Origin of the sequence: Pseudarthrobacter sp. DSP2-3-2b1, assembly GCF_049895945.1 — a bacterium.
Taxonomy (GTDB): domain Bacteria; phylum Actinomycetota; class Actinomycetes; order Actinomycetales; family Micrococcaceae; genus Arthrobacter.
Genome location: NZ_JAFCTI010000001.1, coordinates 526922 through 545145, shown reverse-complemented (window position 1 = coordinate 545145; position 18224 = coordinate 526922). Strand labels below are relative to the sequence as shown.

Here is an 18224-nt window from a genome sequence, read left to right as displayed (position 1 = left end):
GTCAGCGCTTCTCTGCCGTCCGGAGCACGTAGCCCACGCCGCGTTTGGTCTGGATCAGGGCAGGAGCGTCCGGATCAATGTCCACCTTGCGCCGGAGGTATGAGATGTAGGACTCCACAATCGAGGCGTCGCCGTTGAAGTTGTACTCCCACACGTGGTCCAGGATCTGGGATTTGGACAGCACCCGGTTGGGGTTCAGCATGAGGTACCGGAGCAGCTTGAATTCGGTGGGGGACAGCTCGATCACGGTGCCGGCGCGGCGCACTTCGTGGGCGTCGTCGTCGAGCTCGAGGTCATCCACGCGGATGACGGCGTCGTCGTCGAGCAGGGGCTGGGTACGGCGCAGGACCGCGCGGATCCGGGCCACCACCTCATCCAGGCTGAAAGGCTTGGTGACGTAGTCGTCCCCGCCCACCGTGAGGCCGGTGACCTTGTCCTCGGTGTCGTCCTTGGCCGTCAGGAACAGGACAGGGAAGTGCTTGCCGGAAGCGCGGAGCTTCCGGGTCACGGTGAAACCGTCCATGTCCGGCAGCATCACGTCCAGCACCGCCAGATCGGGCGCGTGGAGCTCGGCAGCGGCCAGCGCATCACGGCCGTTGGAGGCAGATACCACCTCGAAGCCGGCGAAGCGCAGGGACGTTGACAACAGCTCGCGGATGTTCGGTTCGTCATCAACAACTAGCAGCTTGGCTTCGGGCCCGGTCTTCTTCATGTTCCCATCATGCTCCCAGAATCTGTGAGTTTTCTGGACGTTCACTGTGCTTTCGGCGAGAGGGTGGTTGGGTCCCTCACCAGCCCAGCGTGCCCGCCTCGCCCTTGAACGGTCCCACCACCCGGTCAGTGATCCAGCCGCCATAGAAGCCCCCTGCCTGAGGCCTCACCTTTTCGCCGTCCACCTCGCAGAAGTCCACCCTGCCCGGGTACACGGCCACTCTGTCAGCCAGCATCTCAAACCCTGCCGTCGGCCTCGGATAGAACCAGGCCGCTTCCCCGGCTACCGTTCCGCCCGCCCGGATGCTGAGGTAGCTCGCCGTGCCTTTGAACTCGCAGAAGCTGTTTCCCGCAGCCGGTTCCAGCACGCCAGGGCTGAAGGCCGAACGGAGCAGGTAGTAGACCGGTGGATGGCTCGTCTCAAGGACGCGGAGCGAGTCTTTGGTGTCCACGATCAGTTCACCGCCCAGGAAGATCCGGATCCTTTCCATGCTGGCCTCAACGCGGGGCGGCCGGGGGTACTCCCACACCGATTCCTGGCCGGGGAGGGGAGGGACTGGCGGGACGTTCTGGCGCATTCCTCCAGTGTGAGGGACTGCCGGGTTTTCCGCACGCACGAGGCCGGGGAGCGCGGCTCTGGAAGGAACCACGTGAGCCGGGACCCGGGCCGCTAGCCGGGCTGGCCCACGTCCTTGGCGTCCATAATCCGGTAGGCATACCCCTGCTCAGCCAGGAAACGCTGCCTCTTGGCCGCGAATTCCTGGTCCAGGGTGTCCCGGGCAACCAGGGAGTAGAAGCGGGCTGCCCTGCCGTCCTTCTTGGGCCGCAGCAGCCTGCCCAGGCGCTGGGCCTCTTCCTGGCGGGACCCGAAGGAGCCGGACACCTGGATGGCCACTGCGGCCTCGGGCAGGTCGATGGAGAAGTTTGCCACCTTGGAAACCACCAGGGTCTGCACTTCCCCGGCGCGGAACGCATCGAACAGCCGCTGGCGTTCCTTCACGGAGGTGTCCCCTTTGATCACGGGAACCTGCAGGCGCTCGCCGATCTCGTCCAGCTGGTCGATGTACTGCCCGATCACCAGCAGCTGTTCGCCCTGGTGCCTGGCCACCAACTGCTCAACGATCAGGGTCTTGGACTCCGACGTGGAGCAGAGCCGGTACTTGTCCGCGTCCTCGGCCATGGCATAGGCAACGCGTTCGTCCCGTGGCAGGTCGATCCGGACCTCAACGCAGTCCGCCGGGGCGATGTAGCCCTGGGACTCAATGTCCTTCCAGGGCGCATCGTAGCGTTTGGGCCCGATAAGGCTGAATACTTCGCCTTCGCGGCCGTCCTCGCGCACGAGGGTTGCGGTGAGCCCCAGCCGACGCCGGGCCTGGAGATCGGCGGTCATGCGGAAGATCGGTGCCGGCAGAAGATGGACTTCGTCGTAGATGATCAGGCCCCAGTCGTGCCCGTCCACGAGTTCCAGATGCGTGTACAGGCCGCCGCGCCTGGTAGTCAGGACCTGGTAGGTGGCGATGGTTACCGGCCGCACCTCCTTGAGCGAGCCGGAGTACTCGCCGATTTCATCCTCGGTCAGGGAGGTGCGCTTGAGCAGCTCATCCTTCCACTGCCGGGCGGCCACGGTGTTGGTGACCAGGATCAGGGTGGTGGTGGAGCTGGTGGCCATGGCCGCGGCACCTACGATGGTTTTTCCCGCGCCACAGGGGAGCACCACCACGCCGCTGCCGCCTGCCCGGAAGTTGTCGGCCGCAAGCTGCTGGTAGGGGCGCAGTTTCCAGCCCTCCTCCTGCAACGCGATCAGGTGCGGGGTGCCGTCGACGTAGCCGGCCAGGTCCTCGGCGGGCCAGCCGATCTTCAGGAGCTGCTGCTTGAGCTGGCCGCGCTGGGAGGAGTGGACCACCACTGTTTCGCCATTGATCCGGGGGCCCAGCAGCGGCTGGATCTTTTTGGCGCGGATGACTTCCTCCAGCACCGGGTAATCGTCCGTGCGCATCACCAGGCCGTGCTGGGGGTCCTGCTCCAGCCGTAGCCGCCCGTACCGGGACATGGTCTCCTCGACGTCGATCAGCAGCGAATGCGGCACCGGGAACCGGGAGTACTTCAGCAGTGTGTCCAGGACCCTTTCGGCGTCCAGGCCGGCGGCGCGGGCGTTCCACAGGCCGAGGGGAGTCAGCCGGTAGCTGTGCATGTGCTCCGGTGCGCGTTCCAGCTCGGCGAAGGGGGCAATTGCGTGCCGCGCCTCCGTTGCGAGTTCATGGTCCACCTCGAGGAGGATGGTTTTGTCGCTTTGGACGATCAACGGTCCGTCATTCACGCGCGGGATTCCTTCACTGGCGCAGGTCTTCTGCGCCTTCAATATCGATGATGCGGTGGATCGACAGTACCCGCTCAGTATCCTTGGCGGGATCGAAGACCCTGACCCGTCCGCCGCTTACAGAGAGCGGAACAACGGTTTCAAGGTTGGCATTCCCCGCACTGTCCACCACGTTCATGCTAATGAGCTGCTTGAGCCGGATGGCCTTCTGCAGGGTCTCGAGTCCCAGCTGGGTTGCCGCTTCGCCTGAGCCCTGCCCCGAACCCGATACCGGCCCCGTCCCGTTGCGGCTTCCACCGGTGCCGGCTCCAACCTGCCGCAGGACAGCAAGCTGGGCGTCGACGTCGGCCTCGGCGGGAGCGTTCCGCGGCGCGGTGTAGACGGGGCGGGCACTGCCGGGGACGGTCCCGTTGGTCCGGCGCAGCCGGATCAGGGAAGGTTCCGATTCCTCCACCGACGGCGAGAGCCCCAACCCGCGCAGGATCTGGGCAGTCTCCCGGGGCGGGACGGAGGAAATCAGGACGGTGGGTGCGATCCGCGACAACGCCAGGCCGGCTGCCTTTGATTCGGCCGCCAGCTCCAGAACGGTTGCTTCGTCGTCGCTCTGGATGAAACTGGCGGCAGCGCCTACCCGGAGCCGGCCGTGCCGCGATGCCGTGTCCTCCACCAGGTAGGCGAGCGGCTGTGGCACGGCTGTGGCTGAGTGTTCACGCAGGAAGTCCAGCAGGGACGCCGCGTCATGGCCGGCGTCCAGTGCCCGCCTGACGGAGGCAGGCGAGAACCGGTAGATGGTGGCGGGTCCCTGCCCTTCAGCGTCCGCCATGATCAGGAGCTTTTCGCTCAGTTCCGGCGCCAGGTAACCCGGTGCCACCGCCGTCAGATCGGCCTGGAGCAGGACGTGGTTCAGGGCCGCGGGAAGGTGCTCACCCAGGATGGCGAGGGCGCCGTCCGGCTGGTCCGCCGCGATGGCGCTGCCGAGCTGGCTCAGTGCACCGGAGCCGATAAGGCCAAGCAGTTCCGCCTCGGCCAGGACCCCCTTGATCATGGAGCTGAACCGGCGGGCCATCCGTGGCTGCGCCCATTCGGCCCGCTGCAGCACGGCTGCGGCGTCCAGGGCCGGGGCTGTGCCGTCCCCGGCAGCTGCCTCGGCTGTCAGTTCGTTGAGGATTTCCAGGATCCGTTTCCGGACCACCGGGGCGTCCGGCCGCTGAGCCTCGGCTGAGAGGGCATTGACGGTGTTTCCCGCCAGGGTCCGGTGGGCGGCGGCCACACCGGGCCCGTTCACCGGCTGACCCACCAGCGAGGGCACCCGCTCACTCGCGAGCCAGGCGTTGACCAGCCACAGCCATTGTTCCTGCCGGGGGAGTGTCTGCCATTCCAGCTGCGGGGGCTGCACCCAGGCGGAGGAATCCACATCCAGGCGCAGCAGGCCGGACAAGGCGCTGAGCTCCAACAGCAGGCCTGCGAGGTGCTGGTCAATGCGGAGCACCTCGGCAATGCGCTTCATCTCGCGGACTCCGACCCCGCCGCTGCGCAGCGTCGCCAGCGGTTGTTCTTTGACCGCATGGAGGAGTTCACCTACCAGCCGCAGGGTTTCCGCGATGGCGCCGAGGGCCGCGTTGCGGCGGAGAGCCGCGGTGGTGGTGCCCAGTTCCGGGACCGGCGGCGAGAGCGAGAAATCAGTGATGACGGCACCGCCACGCAGGGACAGGCCCACGCTGTGCGGCAGTTCCACGTGTGCGGCGTCCAGCGGGACCAGAAGTCCGCGTGCCAGGAGCCAGTCAACGGGCCCGACGTCGTGGCCCTGGTTCGTGACGGATGCTTTCCGTTGCGCCTGGGGGACGGCACCCATGGCCCAGTTACTGAATTTGGCGAGCAGCGCCGTCGTGCGTTCCGGGGCCCCGGCCAAAGCCTCTTCAAGGGCTTCGGGCGAAGACGTCCAGTGCTGCAGTGCCAGCGCGGCCTCCATCGGCGTGGTGGCCTCCTGGATGGCGACTCCGCTGCGGCGGAGTTCCCCCACGAGTTGGACTGCGCGCTGTGCAAACGCGGGCTGAAGCCGCACGAGTTCGGTGTAGCTGCGTCCCAGCCCGGCCGGATAAATGCCCACGACGTCCTTGAGGCATCCCACGGGCAGATAAAAACGCTGCCGAGGGCCGGGGACCGTTCCATGGGGAGGCTCAGCGCGGTGCACAAGGGCAAGTTCCTGCAGGGCCGCCAGGATCCGTTCGACTGAAACGAGAGTTGCCCCGGCGATGAGTTTCCGGACGGTAGCGGCGCTGGCGCTGTGTTCGGTGTCTGTGTTCGTGCACAGATGCAGTGTCTCCAGGACCTGCATCTGGGGCCGGTTCAGGCGTTCCAACGCGCGCTGGACGCTCACCCGGGCGCTGGCGCGGGCGGCCAGCGCGGGGAAGTCGGGCACCGTGGGGGAGATAAGGTCCGGGCGCGCCGCGAAGAGGGCCCGCAACGATTCGTCGCTGCGTGCCTGGAGTTCCTTGCTGAGCGCGCGAATAAGGGACATCAGTCCAACGTTACCGCCCGCCGGACTTTCCTGCCCGGCGTCTGCCGGCCACGCTGTCCAGCACCAGGAAAAGCATCAGCAGGAAGGCCACCGGCAAGCCGTACAGGGCAGTGGACGTGACCCACACCGGTGCCGCTGAACCTGCAAAGGCCAGCGCCATCACCGCTCCCACCGCCACGAGGGAAACCATGGCAACAACCGCTGCACAGATCAACAGGGGCCGCCGGATACGCGAGGGAGTCATGCACGTAACGCTAACAGGCGTGCAACCCCGGGGGCGGCCCGCGCTACCTCGGCAAAGTGGCGGCCGGACGCCTCCGGTGACCTGCCCGGCATGACCGGGCCATAACAGCAGGTTTCCGGGCCCGGCAGGATAACCTTGAAGGAACAGACCAACACGGTCCGTGGCAGTCACACCTTGAACCCGCATATCAATGCGGATGCGGTGACTGCCCGCCGTGTCAGCAGATGCAGAACGAAGAAGGTTGATTACGTGCCTACCGGCAAGGTCAAGTGGTATGACAAGGAAAAAGGGTTCGGATTCCTCGCGGGCGAGGACGGCCAGGAAGTCTTCCTGCCCAAATCATCGCTGCCTGAAGGCGTTACCGAGCTGAAGGCCGGCACCCGGGTTGAGTTCGGCGTTGCCGACGGCCGGAAGGGTGCCCAGGCCCTGGGCCTGCGCGTCCTGGACAAGACGCCCTCCATCGCCAAGGCCAAGCGTCCCAGTGCGAAGGATCTGGCCCCCCTCGTCCAGGACCTGGTGAGTGTCCTGGACAACCTGTCCGGCACGCTGTCCGCGGGCAAATACCCGGAAGGCAACAAGGGCAAGGCCATCGCGGCGGCCCTGCGCAAGGTTGCCGACGAGCTGGACGTTTAGGCCTGCTGATGATCCCGGAAGCTGAACAGCCGGAACAGGCCGCAGCGGACGCACCGCGCGTTGAGCCTGCCCCCACAAAGCGCCGTGCCGGACTGCCTGTGTGGCGGACCGGCAAGCCTGATGTCTTCCTTGCGGCCGCCGTCGACGCCGCCCGCACCGCCATCGAGGGCATTACTGACCCGTCCAACATTGGCGCCCACGTGGCCGCCAAGAGCGAAGGCGACCGCCTGGTCACCCACTTGTTCGAGTCAAAGCTGCCCGGCTACCAGGGCTGGCAGTGGTACGCGGTGCTGACCAGGAACTCCCGGTCCAAGGTGGTGACGGTCAGCGAGCTTGGCCTGCTGCCGTCCGAGGACTCCATCCTGTCCCCGGAATGGGTTCCGTGGGCGGAGCGCGTCCGGCCTGGCGATGAACAGGGTGAGGTGGAAGCCGCGGACGCCGCGCTCCCGTCAGCTGCGGTGGACGAGGATGAACCGGAAACCGAGGAAGCGCTCAATGCGGCGCAGCCACCGGAAGACGACTCCGACGACGCCGATGGCAACGCCGACGGTGCCGGAGATGAGTACGACGCCGACGACGTCGATGATGCCGGAGACGAACCGCGCGAGGCAAAGACTGACTAAAAGGTTGGATCCTTGCGGGGTGCTTCATGACGTGGGCCGGACCTGATGTCCACCTTCAAATCCCTGCACGTCCTCAATTACCGGATCTGGTTCTTCGGCGCGCTGGTCTCCAACATCGGAACCTGGATGCAGCGGACGGCCCAGGACTGGCTGGTGTTCGATCACCTTACGGACCACGACGCCGGCGCCATGGGCATCACCATGGCGCTCCAGCTCGGTCCCCAGCTCTTCCTGGCGCCGGTAGCCGGACTGGTGGCGGACCGCTACAGCCGCAGGCAACTGCTGGTGATCACACAGTCCACCATGGCGCTGCTCAGCACGGGACTGGGCGTCCTGGTGGTACTGGGCGCAGGTCAGCTCTGGCATGTCTACGGCTTCGCCCTGCTGCTGGGCATGGTCTCCGCGCTCGATGCTCCAGTGCGGCAGACGTTTGTTTCAGAGCTGGTCCGGGATGACTACCTGCCGAACGCCGTGGCACTGAACAGCGCGTCGTTCAACGTGGCCCGCATGATCGGCCCCGCAGTAGCCGGAATGCTGACCGTGGCGGTCGGCCCGGGCTGGGTGTTCCTGATCAATACCGGCACCTTCCTGGCGATGCTCCTGAGCCTGTGGAAGATCCCGACGGCGTCCCTGCGCCAGCTTCCCCGCGCGGCCGCAGGCAAGGGGCGGATCCGCGAGGGCCTGCGCTACGTCCGTTACCGGCCGGACCTGGTGGTGGTGCTGGTTGCAGTGTTCATCGTGGGAACGCTCGGGCTGAACTTCGTACTGTTCATCGCGGCCATGGTTGGTACCGAATTCGGGCTGGACGCTGATGAGTTCGGGCTGATGAACTCCATCATGGCCATCGGCTCCGTGGCCGGAGCCTTGCTCTCCGCAGGCCGCGGAAAACCCCGTCTGCGGATGATCTTCGGCGCGGCAGCCGCCTTCGGCGTGACCTCCGGACTTGCCGCCCTGGCGCCGGACTACTTCTGGTTCGGTGTAGCCCTGGTGCCCGTGGGCCTGTTCGCGATCACCATGATGACCAGTGCCAACGGCTACGTCCAGACCACTACTGATCCAGTCATGCGCGGCCGGGTCATGGCCCTCTACATGGCCATCTTCATGGGCGGCACCCCTATCGGGGCGCCGCTGGTGGGCTGGGTGGCCAACGTGGCAGGGGCCAGATGGGCACTTGCGGTCGCCGCCGCCTCAGGGCTCCTCGCAGCGCTGATCGGGCTCCTATGGATCATCCGGGCCCAGCAGCTGAGGATCACGTTCAACCGGCGGGCCCGCGGGCTGCGCCACTTCCGGGTGATATCCCACCTGGGCGGCGTTTCCCAGCCCGGGGACACAGCAGACGGCGCCGGCCGGGAGCAAAACCCGGACGACGCCGTCGGACGTTGAAGCGTCCGTTACTTGCGGAGTTCGCCCACGACGAAGTCGATGCTGGCCAGCAGAGCGGAGACGTCATCCGGTTCGATGGCCACGAACGTGGCGATCCGGAGCTGGTTGCGGCCCAGCTTGCGGTAGGGCTCGGTGTCCACGACGCCGTTTGCCCGCAGCACCTTGGCGATCGCGGCGGCGTCGATGGAGCCGTCAAAGTCGATGGTGGCGATGACGTTGGAGCGTTCCTCGGCCTTGGCCACAAAGGGTGTGGCGAAGTCTGAAGCCTCGGCCCAGCTGTAGATCCTGCCGGCAGAGTCCGCGGTGCGCGCCGCTGCGAAGTCCAGGCCGCCGTTGCTGTTCAGCCACTTCACCTGGGAGTCGAGAGTCACCAGGGTGGAGAGCGAGGGCGTGTTGTAGGTCTGGTTCAGCCTGGAGTTGTCGATGGCCGTCTGGAGGTCCAGGAAGTCCGGGATCCAGCGGCCGCTGGCCTTGATCCGGGCCGCACGTTCCAGGGCGGCGGGGGAGAACAGCCCAAGCCACAGGCCGCCGTCGGAAGCAAAGTTCTTCTGCGGTGCGAAGTAGTACACATCGGCCTCGGCAACATCAACGTCCAGGCCGCCTGCCGCGGAGGTGGCGTCAACAAGGACCAGCGAACCGGAATCGGCGCCTTCAACGCGCTTGACCGGCGCCGCCACACCCGTGGAGGTCTCGTTCTGCGGCCAGGCGTACACGTCCACTCCGGCTTCAGCCTTTGCCGCCGGGCGGGTGCCGGGCTCCGAGGTGATGATGGACGAGGCGTCAAGGAACGGGGCCTTGTTGGTGGCCGAGGCGAACTTGGAGCCGAACTCCCCAAAGGACAGGTGCTGCGCCTTCGTTTCCACCAGGCCGAAACTTGCGATATCCCAGAACGCCGTTGACCCGCCGACACCCAGCACCACTTCATAGCCCTCAGGGGCGCGGAAGAACTGGCTGAGGCCCTCGCGGACGGACCCCACGAGGTTCTTCACCGGCGCCTGGCGGTGCGAAGTGCCCAGGATGGTCTTTGATGCCGCGGACAGCGCTTCGATCTGCTCAGGCCTGACCTTGGAGGGGCCTGCGCCGAACCGTCCGTCCTTTGGCAGCAGATCGGCAGGAATAGTGATGCTGGTTTCGCTCACAGGGGCTCCAAATTTCGGCGTTTGACATGACTCATGTCCGAAGGACGGTGGGGTGGCCGGCAGTGACTGGACCAAGGGCCTCTTTTATTCTGCCTGAACCGGCTATTTGGCACCGAACCGGCACCGTCATAGTCCAGTCAATGAGACAGAATGCCCGGATGCTGCAGGGGCCGGAATTATCCGGACAAAATCAAAATAGGCTAGGCTTTTCACCGGACCTCGCCGCTGCGCCGGACGCGATACGGTGGGACAACGCAAGGTACTGCGCTCGAGGAGCTGAGCTGTATGACGGATCTGATTGATACCACCGAGATGTATCTTCGGACCATTTTGGAGCTTGAGGAAGAGCACATTGTTGCTCTTCGCGCCCGCATCGCCGAACGGCTGCGGCACTCGGGGCCCACGGTGTCCCAGACGATCGGCCGGATGGAACGTGACGGGCTGGTTGTGGTTTCCGGGGACCGCCACCTGGAGCTGACCGAAACCGGGCGCAAGCGGGCCACCGAAGTCATGCGCAAGCACCGTCTCGCAGAACGCCTCCTGGCGGACGTGATTGGCCTCGACTGGGCCTATGTCCACGACGAAGCGTGCCGGTGGGAACATGTGATGAGCGAGCGGGTTGAACGGCGCATCTACGAACTGCTGAACCATCCCACGGAGTCCCCGTATGGCAACCCCATCCCAGGGCTGGCCGCACTGGGCGGAGCGCCGGCCTCGCTTCTTGACGACGGTGTGATTAATCTCCTGGAGGCCATGCAGGGCTACGGGCCTGATTCCAGCGTCAAAGTCAGCCGCCTGGCGGAGCCCATCCAGGTGGAGCCCGAACTGCTGGTCCAGCTGGATGAAGGCGGGATCCGCCCCGGCGCTTCGGTCACCCTGGAGCGAGTCGGGGAGTACATCTCCGTCCGCGTGCCGGGCATCGAAGGGGCTCTCGAACTCCCTCCTGAAGTGGCGGCGCACGTATTCGTGTCCGTCGGCTGACGGGTCGGTTGTGCCTGCTCGAAGGGACTAGGGGGCTCGGCGCGGCCTTCTTTAGCGCAGTGACAGCGGATCTGCAAAGATAACGGAATTGTTACTGTCCTGCTTAATCATTTATAGTTTTAACAGAACGTCGATACAAAAGCGTTACCTGATCCGGAGCCGAGCTCTGCCAGCGGACCAGGTGCACGAGTCACTAACTGGCAGAGGCGGGGGAACCACAACCGGCAGCCAAGGCTGCCTTGGGGTGTAGTCCGTCAGCAGCAAGCCTCTTCCAATGAAGAATCCTCACGGGATATTTCTGCGCCAAGTGCTTGTCACGGCGGACCGGGTCTTTGATCTCTCTGACCCGAATCCGACAGCTAACTTCGCAGGCTATCCAGAGAGGAACATTTTTGACCACGCAATACTCCAGGGGCCGCCGCCGCGCGGCGGGCCCCGCTTCGGCGCCGCGTGCGGCCGAAGTCACTACCGCCGACAGGCCCCGCGATTCACAGCGCGAAGCACGCCGCCGCCGCGGACCCTTCCGGCAGATCACTGAATTCGCCTCGGCCAGCGGCATCGGCCAAAAAGCCGGCATCGCCCTGGCCGCAACCGGCCTGGTCCTTACCGTGACGGTTCCCGCTACCAGCCCTGTGATGGCCCAGCCGGAGCAGGGGCAGCCGGCCTCGGCTGTTTCCGCCGCCCCGCAGCCCGAAATCTCCGCCGCCGCCGGCGCGCAGATCGATTTCAGCCGCTCTTCGGTCGTCACGAAGGGCGATCCGGACGGCAAGCTCAAGCAGCTGTTGAGCGCGCAGTCAGCCGGATCCATCACCCGTGCAGCCTCCGCGGGAAGTCTCGGCGCGCCTCTGGCGCAACTGGCCACCGCCTCTCCGTTCGGCTTCCGGATCAGCCCCATCACCGGCGGCTCCGGAGACTTCCACCGGGGCCAGGACTTTGCGGCACAGTGCGGGACGTCTGTCCAGGCCGCCGCAAGCGGCACGGTCACCTTCGTTGGCTGGCACCAGTACGGCGGCGGCAACCGCGTCGTGGTGGATCACGGCAATGGCCTTGAAACCACGTACAACCACCTGTCCTCCGCCAGCGTGACCATGGGCCAGACCGTCAGCCGCGGCGATGTCATTGCGCTCAGCGGAACCACCGGCGCCTCCACGGGCTGCCACCTCCACTTCGAGGTCCAGGTCAACGGCGAAGTCGTGGACCCCACAGGGTGGCTTTGAGTCAAATGATGGCCAACTATCAAATCTCGGTGACATGCCGTGACCTGAATGTGACATTGGTCTGGAAGTCCTGTAACGTCTAACTCGCGCCAGCTTTTCCGAAGCTGACGTTCTTGAGTGGATTGCCTAGCTCTGCCACCGCTCAAGGTCCGTTCGCATGAATTCGTCTGGCAGGGGCGGGGGAACCAATTTTGGCCTTTGATTCTGAAGGCCTTGGGGTTAAGTCGCAAAGCTTCCCAGGAAGCCGCGTGGCCGGGTGCACTCCCATCCGAATCCGACAGCTCACCTCGCAGGCATTGGGAGAGGCTACCTTCGTGTCTTCACGCCATAATTCTGCGCGCCACCGTGCGCAAACGGTTCGCACCAACCCCATGGGCTCAGTGTCCAAGGCGGTCAGTGCAAACGCCGGGACCGTAGGTCGCCAGGCTGCAGTCATCGCAGCCGCGTCAGGTCTGATCCTGACCATGGGACTTCCGGCCAACGCTGCGGATTCCACCGCCGGCGTGTCCGCCTCCACCGAGTCAGCCCAGGCCGCCCTGGCCGTCACCGCGGCTCCCACGGCCACCGTTTCCTTCGAACGCCCGGTGGTCACCACCACCGCCGCGCCGAAGATCGAACCGGTCCGTGCGCAGTCGACGGCCACTGAGACCGCCGCGGCTACCGCTACCGAGGGTACTGACGCTACGGAGAAGGCTCCGAGCAAGCTCGCGGACGCCGTCTCCACTGCCTCCGGCTCCGGCCTGGCAGCCATTGCCTACACCGGCATCGGCAGCCCCTACGTCTGGGGCGGCACTTCTCCCAGCGGCTGGGACTGCTCCGGCTTCACCCAGTGGGTCTACGCCCAGGCAGGCATCAGCATTCCCCGCGTCAATGCCTGGACCGCAATGAAGCCGACCTCCACGCCGGTCCCCGGTGACCTGGTCATGCAGAATGGCGGCGCGCACGTTGGTATCTACGTCGGCAACGGCATGATGATCAGCGCGCTCAACCCGGGACAGGGCACGCTGCTCCACTCGGCGGCCTCCACGGGCACCTCCTCCTTCTTCACCATGGGCGGCTAACTAACCACCGCTCCCGGTTCCTGCCGGGCAATAATCCTGCAGCCTCGCGCTGCAGGACCAATGCCGCCTGAACCTTTCGCTAAATCCCCGTTCGGGACGTGCCGACGTACCCCCAAGATGCCGGCGCGTCCAAACCCTGGCCTGCCCACGCGGTCCTGAGGAAATCGAAAGAGAGAAAATTAATGACTACTCGTGCAACAGTTGCACGGCACCGCGCCGAGGTCACCACCAAGACCAACTCGCTGGCTGTCATTGCCAAGGCTGTCGGCGACAACGCCGGCGGCATGGGCCGCCAGGCAGCGGTTATCGCTGCTGCCTCCGGCCTGGTCCTCACCAGCGGTATCGCGGCAAACGCCGCCGACACCAGCGTCCAGCGTGAAGTGTCCCCGGTCTCGAACCTTGAGCTTGAGGTCTCCGCCCCGGCAGTAATCTCCGCTGAATCCACCATTGCGATCTCCTACGAGAAGCCTGCTGTCACCACGTCACCGGCTCCCGTTGTTGAGGCACCTGAGCCCGAGGTTGAGGTGCAGGAAGCAGCAGCTCCCGCCGCTGCTCCGGCCCGCGCCGCTGCTGTCAAGGTGACCACCGCCGCGGCTCCGGCCGCACCGGCACCGGTTGCTGCCAGCGGCAAGGGAGCAGCAATCCTCTCCGCTGCCTACGCACAGCTCGGTGTTATGCAGGACTGCACCATGCTGGTGACCAACTCCCTGGCTGCCGTTGGCATCAACTTCCACGACTGGCCCGCGGGCTACCTGGGCCTGGGCCGCACCGTGAGTGCCGCCGAAGCTCAGCCGGGCGACCTGATCTACTACGCCGACGGCGGCGCGGGCGTTGCCCACATCGCTGTGTACGCCGGCAACGGCCAGGCAGTGCACGGCGGCTACAACGGCAACCAGACCGTTGTATTCAGCGCCAACGTTGGCTCGGGACCGGTTTTCATCCGCGTTTCCTAGCAGCTGCTTCAGCTTCAAGGACCCCCGCCACCCGGCGGGGGTCCTTTGCTGTCCCGGGCCGCCTCACGGGGGACCGGCAGGGGGGGGCGGCACTGGGGGGAGCGACCTTGGGGGACCGGCAGTGGGGGAGCGGCCCCGCCACGGGGAGGAACCAGTGCCCGACACGACGGTGTTCCCGTGCCGGCGATTAGTTAATCACGGGTTTCTTTGTTTACTCTTGTGGTGTCGATCCATAGCCCGGATTATGCCGGGGGCAGCCGGCCCTCGTGCCCCTGACGGGTGCGGCCACAAAGAGGTACGTGCATGCGCACTCTCGTTCTGAATGCTGGATATGAACCGCTGGCGGTGATCACCTTCCGCCGGGCGCTCGTCCTTGTGCTTACCGGCAAGGCGAGTGTTGTTGCCGAAGGCGAAGATCCCGTGGTGGGACCGCAGGAGATATTGGGCCGCCCGTCCGTGATCCTCCTGAACCGCTACATCCGCCCGAGATACAACCACAGCACTGCCGTGAGCCGCCGCGGGGTACTGCGGCGGGACGGCCACCGGTGCGCCTACTGCGGAAAAGCAGCCCACACGATCGACCATGTCCAGCCGAAATCCCGCGGCGGTACGGACTCCTGGGAGAACCTCGTCGCGGCCTGCCTCCGGTGCAACAACACCAAAGGTGACCACACGCCCTCTGAAATGGGCTGGAAGCTGAGGATTGTTCCCGAGCCGCCCCACGGCACCATCTGGCAGATCAAGGAACTCGAAAAGCCTACGCCCGCGTGGGACCCCTTCCTGTTGCCTGAACGGGCTGCCTGACCGCCACCTTCACAGAGTCTCCTCCCAGCTCGCCTGCGCCCCGTGGACTGCCGCGGCCGTGGCCGCACGGTTAGGCTGGGAGTGTGGATCCTGACCCTGTGCCCTTTGACGCCGTTATCCTTGCCGGCGGCCGTTCGTCACGGCTGGGAGGCGTGCCGAAGCAGAGCCTGACGTACGACGGCGATACGCTCCTCCGCCGCTCGGCCGCCGCTGCCGGGGGAGCCCGGGCCGCCGTTGTGGTTGGTCCCTATCCTGCTGAATTGCCTGCCGGGCTGCTCGGCTGCCGGGAGGAACCGGTCTACGGTGGCCCCGCCGCCGCGATCGGGGCCGGGCTTGCGCGCCTGGCCGCCGTGGGCGGAAAACGTCCGCCCTTCACCCTGGTGCTGGCCTGCGACATGCCCCATGTGGAGCGTGCGGTCGCAGAGCTCAGGAAAATGTTGGGTACCGCAGGAGCCGGACAGCCGGACGGAGTTGTTGCTGTTTCGGAGGACGGGCGGCGCCAGCCCCTCGTCGGATTTTATAGCACACCCGCGCTACAACGTGCTGTGGACGAACGGGCGGCAGTGGGAGGCCTGACGAACGCTTCGGTCACCTCACTCCTTGCTAGGCTGGACGTGCAGCTTGTCGCCGTCCCGGCGGGCTCCACAGCTGACGTGGACACCTGGGACGATGCCGCCGCACTTGGAGTGGCCGGCGTGGAACCACTGAGTGGTTCGCAGCCAGACGCCGCCGCAGATGATTTGGGAGACTGAGCGTGAAGAACCAGGACGAGACACTGGAAGAGTGGTGCCGGGCGCTGCTTCAGGCCTACGAGCTGGAGGACGTCCAGATCGATGTCAACGCGATCCTGTCGCTGGCCGGGGTGGCCGCGCATTCAGTAGTGCGCCCTGCGGCCCCGTTGACCACCTTCATTGCTGGTTTCGCAGCCGGTCTGGCGGCCGGATCCGGACAGGCCACCGATGCTGTGTCCATGTCCTCCGCCATGGACGTTGCCCGCTCACTGGCCAAAGACTACGACGCCCAGTCCGCAGGGACGCCCGTCGAATGATGCCCGTCGGATGACTGCCGCCCCTGGCGACGCAGACGAAAGCCCGGCCCCGCAGCAACCCCCGGCACACCACCTGGCCCATACGTGGGAGGAAGCACGCAAGGCGGCCTTCGACGCCGCCACGCCCATTCCCCCGGGACGGGTGCCGTTGGGGCAGGCCCTCGGCAGGGTTCTGGCTGAAGACATCACGGCCTTGCATGACATGCCGCACTACGCGTCCTCCGCGATGGATGGCTGGGCGGTCAACGGCAGCGGCCCCTGGATTGTTGCCGAGGCCGGCCAGCGGCTGGCCCCGCACCAGGCGAGTCCCATTGTCACCGGCGGACTGATCCCGCCGGGCGCCAAAGCGATCCTGCGCAGCGAGAGTTCGGTGCTGGGCACCGACGACGACGGCCTGCCGCTTCTGTTAACCGGCGGAACCGCCCGGCCGGGAGAGCCCAGGAACGGCCAGCACATCCGGAAAGCCGGCGAGGAAGCATTGGCGGGGGAGGTGCTGGTCAAAGCGGGAGTGGCTTTGAATCCGGCTCATCTGGCCGTCGCTGCGCTGGCCGGACACGATGACCTCCTGGTCCAGGGGAAGCCGGTGGTCAAGCTGCTGATGACCGGCTCTGAAGTGGTGGCAAGGGGATTGCCCAGCCCCGGTCAGGTGCGGGACACCTTCGGACCCCAACTCGCCGCCGTGATAGGCATGCTCGGGGGCATCTACGGCGGCCAGGAAAGAATCGGCGACTCCTACAGCGAGTGGCTGGCAGGTTTGGAGGACCTCGCACCCGAGGTGCCGGACGCTGCGTCCCCGGGTGACGGCGTCGGGCGTGACGAAATGGTGCCGCCCGGCGTTGTGCCGCCTGGTGCCGCGCCCACCGGCATCGCACCGGATGATTTTGTCCCGGCCGACGTCGTCATCACCACCGGCGGGACCGGCCGCTCCGACACGGACCACCTCCGCCGCGCCGTGGCCGAACTCGGCGGACGGCTGATCATCGACGGCATAGCCATGCGTCCCGGCCACCCCGCCGTCCTTGCCGAACTCCCGGACGGGCGGTTCGTCCTGGGACTTCCCGGCAACCCCTTGGCTGCCATGATGGCGCTCTCAACGGTGGGGGAGCCGCTGCTGGCTGCCCTGGGCCACCGCCCGCTGCCCCCGGTGCAGGAGGTCCCGTGCGGAGCCACCCTTGAGCCGGAGACGGGCCGCACCCGGCTGATGCCGTTCCGGCTCCTCTACGGCATGGCCTCACCGGCCCGGCACACGGGTCCGGGGATGATGCGCGGGCTGGCATCGGCCCACGGTGTCATGGTGGTGCCGCCGCACGGCGTGCAACTGGGTGAGCTGGTGCCCGCGTTCGCCCTGCCTTGGGGGCCGCCTGTTCCTGCCCCGGAACCGCCGGGCACAAAAACCCGGAGCAGGGCTGCCAGGACTGCACCAGGGGCTGCCGGCACGGACAACGCCGGCAAGGACAGCGCCGGCCAGGACATCGCCGGCCAGGACAGCGCCGGGAAGGATGGCGCACGCAAAAAGGCGAAGCCCGCCGGTCCGGTGGACTGGAGTGCCCTGCTGGATTGAGCACACCTGCCATCCCGTCTCCGGCCGTCCCGCCCACGTCCACTGCTGCCGTCCGTGGTGCGATGATTGACGTATGAACACCTCCCGCCCGAAGACCAGGAACGTCAGCCGGATTCCCGCAGGCAGGATGGCCGGCAGCTGATGGGACGCGTGACCCAGCGCCGCAAGGTGCACAAGTATGTTCTTGACGGCTCGCCCAATGCCCTTGAATTCCCGGTCCGGCACCGCGAAGACGTGCTCGCCGTCGAGGAACCGCTCGAAATCAGGCTTGGCAGCATGTCCTTTTCCGTGACCATGCGGACCCCCGGGGACGATTTCGACCTGGTGGCCGGTTTCCTGGTGTCCGAGGGGATCATCTGGAGTGCCGAGCAGCTGGTTTCCCTGCGGTTCTGCGCCGGCGAGGACGAGGACGGTGTGCAGACCTTCAACGTGGTCGAAGCCCAGCTCCGCCCAGACGTGCAGCTCCCGGAAAAGGGCCGGAACGTTTTCACGTCCAGTTCCTGCGGGATCTGCGGCACGGATTCAATCGACGCCGTCCGGAAGTCCTCGCAATTCAGCCCGGCCGCGGATCCATTGACCGTACCCGCGGACATCCTGGCTTCGCTTCCGGAGCGGCTCAGGGAAGCTCAGGCTGTTTTCGATGTCACGGGCGGCGTCCATGCCGCGGGGCTCTTCCGGATGGAGGACGACGGCGGCGTGCGGCTCCTGTGCCTCCGCGAGGATGTGGGCCGCCACAACGCAGTGGACAAAGTGGTGGGCTGGGCCCTCCGGGAACGTTTGCTTCCCCTCTCCGGTCTCATCCTGCAGGTGTCCGGCCGGGCGTCATTTGAGCTCGTCCAAAAAGCCGCAATGGCCGGGATCCCCGTGCTGGCCGCGGTCAGCGCGCCGTCGAGCCTGGCCGTGGAACTGGCCGAGGCCAGCGGAATAACGTTGGCCGGTTTCAGCCGCGGTGCGAGCCTGAACATCTATGCCGGACAGCGCCGGATTACCCTGCCGGACGTCCGGATCCCCGCGGAGCTTAGGGGATAAAG

Annotated in this window: 18 protein-coding genes and 2 riboswitches; of the genes, 12 read left to right on the top strand and 6 right to left on the bottom strand. The window is 66.2% G+C overall.

Annotation, left to right across the window (positions count from 1 at the left end; translation table 11 throughout):
• Position 1: 1 nt before the first annotated feature.
• The 5 genes from ACP7AX_RS02345 to ACP7AX_RS02325 form a co-directional block, all read right to left on the bottom strand.
• A complete protein-coding gene (locus ACP7AX_RS02345) occupies positions 2 to 712 on the bottom strand; it encodes a response regulator (protein ID WP_131682388.1) in 711 nt (236 codons plus the stop codon).
• A gap of 76 nt (positions 713 to 788) precedes the next feature.
• A complete protein-coding gene (locus tag ACP7AX_RS02340) occupies positions 789 to 1289 on the bottom strand; it encodes a DUF427 domain-containing protein (RefSeq protein WP_426225253.1) in 501 nt (166 codons plus the stop codon).
• A 92-nt stretch (positions 1290 to 1381) separates the two neighbouring features.
• On the bottom strand, positions 1382 to 3028 hold the full coding sequence (locus ACP7AX_RS02335; protein WP_131682386.1) for a DNA repair helicase XPB: 1647 nt from the start codon (positions 3026 to 3028) through the stop codon (positions 1382 to 1384).
• A gap of 13 nt (positions 3029 to 3041) precedes the next feature.
• On the bottom strand, positions 3042 to 5546 hold the full coding sequence (locus tag ACP7AX_RS02330) for a helicase-associated domain-containing protein (RefSeq protein WP_426225252.1): 2505 nt from the start codon (positions 5544 to 5546) through the stop codon (positions 3042 to 3044).
• A gap of 10 nt (positions 5547 to 5556) precedes the next feature.
• Positions 5557 to 5790: a hypothetical protein gene (locus ACP7AX_RS02325; RefSeq protein WP_131682384.1), complete on the bottom strand. Its 234-nt coding sequence runs from the start codon at positions 5788 to 5790 to the stop codon at positions 5557 to 5559.
• A 249-nt stretch (positions 5791 to 6039) separates the two neighbouring features.
• Here ACP7AX_RS02325 and ACP7AX_RS02320 point away from each other — a divergent pair, with 249 nt between their 5' ends.
• The 3 genes from ACP7AX_RS02320 to ACP7AX_RS02310 are packed head-to-tail and all read left to right on the top strand — an operon-like array spanning position 6040 to position 8429.
• On the top strand, positions 6040 to 6423 hold the full coding sequence (locus ACP7AX_RS02320; RefSeq protein ID WP_108597270.1) for a cold-shock protein: 384 nt from the start codon (positions 6040 to 6042) through the stop codon (positions 6421 to 6423).
• 8 nt (positions 6424 to 6431) lie between these two features.
• Complete coding sequence (locus ACP7AX_RS02315; RefSeq protein ID WP_426225251.1) at positions 6432 to 7046, top strand: DUF3027 domain-containing protein; 615 nt, start codon at positions 6432 to 6434, stop codon at positions 7044 to 7046.
• 45 nt (positions 7047 to 7091) lie between these two features.
• Positions 7092 to 8429, top strand: coding sequence for an MFS transporter (locus ACP7AX_RS02310; protein WP_426225250.1), 1338 nt, complete (start codon positions 7092 to 7094; stop codon positions 8427 to 8429).
• Positions 8430 to 8437: 8 nt separating this feature from the next.
• Here the strand turns inward: ACP7AX_RS02310 and serC are convergent, their stop codons facing one another.
• Positions 8438 to 9568 (bottom strand): phosphoserine transaminase, encoded by a 1131-nt coding sequence (serC, locus tag ACP7AX_RS02305; RefSeq protein WP_426225249.1) that lies wholly within the window; start codon positions 9566 to 9568, stop codon positions 8438 to 8440.
• A gap of 285 nt (positions 9569 to 9853) precedes the next feature.
• On the opposite strand from serC, the gene ACP7AX_RS02300 reads away from it, so the two are divergent.
• The 9 genes from ACP7AX_RS02300 (at position 9854) to fdhD (ending at position 18222) form a co-directional block, all read left to right on the top strand.
• Positions 9854 to 10549 (top strand): iron dependent repressor, metal binding and dimerization domain protein, encoded by a 696-nt coding sequence (locus tag ACP7AX_RS02300; protein WP_131682380.1) that lies wholly within the window; start codon positions 9854 to 9856, stop codon positions 10547 to 10549.
• Positions 10550 to 10727: 178 nt separating this feature from the next.
• Positions 10728 to 10938, top strand: a riboswitch (cyclic di-AMP (ydaO/yuaA leader).
• Positions 10939 to 10941: 3 nt separating this feature from the next.
• Positions 10942 to 11766, top strand: coding sequence for a peptidoglycan DD-metalloendopeptidase family protein (locus ACP7AX_RS02295; protein WP_131682379.1), 825 nt, complete (start codon positions 10942 to 10944; stop codon positions 11764 to 11766).
• Positions 11767 to 11910: 144 nt separating this feature from the next.
• Positions 11911 to 12076, top strand: a riboswitch (cyclic di-AMP (ydaO/yuaA leader).
• 61 nt (positions 12077 to 12137) lie between these two features.
• Entirely contained in the window at positions 12138 to 12827 is a 690-nt protein-coding gene (locus ACP7AX_RS02290) for a C40 family peptidase (RefSeq protein ID WP_426225301.1), read from the top strand.
• Between the two features lie 182 nt (positions 12828 to 13009).
• A complete protein-coding gene (locus ACP7AX_RS02285) occupies positions 13010 to 13780 on the top strand; it encodes an NlpC/P60 family protein (RefSeq protein ID WP_131682378.1) in 771 nt (256 codons plus the stop codon).
• 303 nt (positions 13781 to 14083) lie between these two features.
• Positions 14084 to 14584 (top strand): HNH endonuclease, encoded by a 501-nt coding sequence (locus ACP7AX_RS02280; protein WP_426225248.1) that lies wholly within the window; start codon positions 14084 to 14086, stop codon positions 14582 to 14584.
• An 83-nt stretch (positions 14585 to 14667) separates the two neighbouring features.
• Positions 14668 to 15336, top strand: coding sequence for a molybdenum cofactor guanylyltransferase (mobA, locus tag ACP7AX_RS02275; protein ID WP_426225247.1), 669 nt, complete (start codon positions 14668 to 14670; stop codon positions 15334 to 15336).
• A gap of 2 nt (positions 15337 to 15338) precedes the next feature.
• The gene (locus ACP7AX_RS02270) at positions 15339 to 15632 is read left to right on the top strand and encodes a DUF6457 domain-containing protein (RefSeq protein WP_426225246.1); all 294 of its coding nucleotides are present in this window, start codon (positions 15339 to 15341) and stop codon (positions 15630 to 15632) included.
• A 10-nt stretch (positions 15633 to 15642) separates the two neighbouring features.
• Complete coding sequence (locus ACP7AX_RS02265) at positions 15643 to 17193, top strand: molybdopterin molybdotransferase MoeA (protein ID WP_426225245.1); 1551 nt, start codon at positions 15643 to 15645, stop codon at positions 17191 to 17193.
• Between the two features lie 141 nt (positions 17194 to 17334).
• On the top strand, positions 17335 to 18222 hold the full coding sequence (gene fdhD / locus ACP7AX_RS02260; protein WP_426225300.1) for a formate dehydrogenase accessory sulfurtransferase FdhD: 888 nt from the start codon (positions 17335 to 17337) through the stop codon (positions 18220 to 18222).
• Positions 18223 to 18224: the final 2 nt, after the last annotated feature.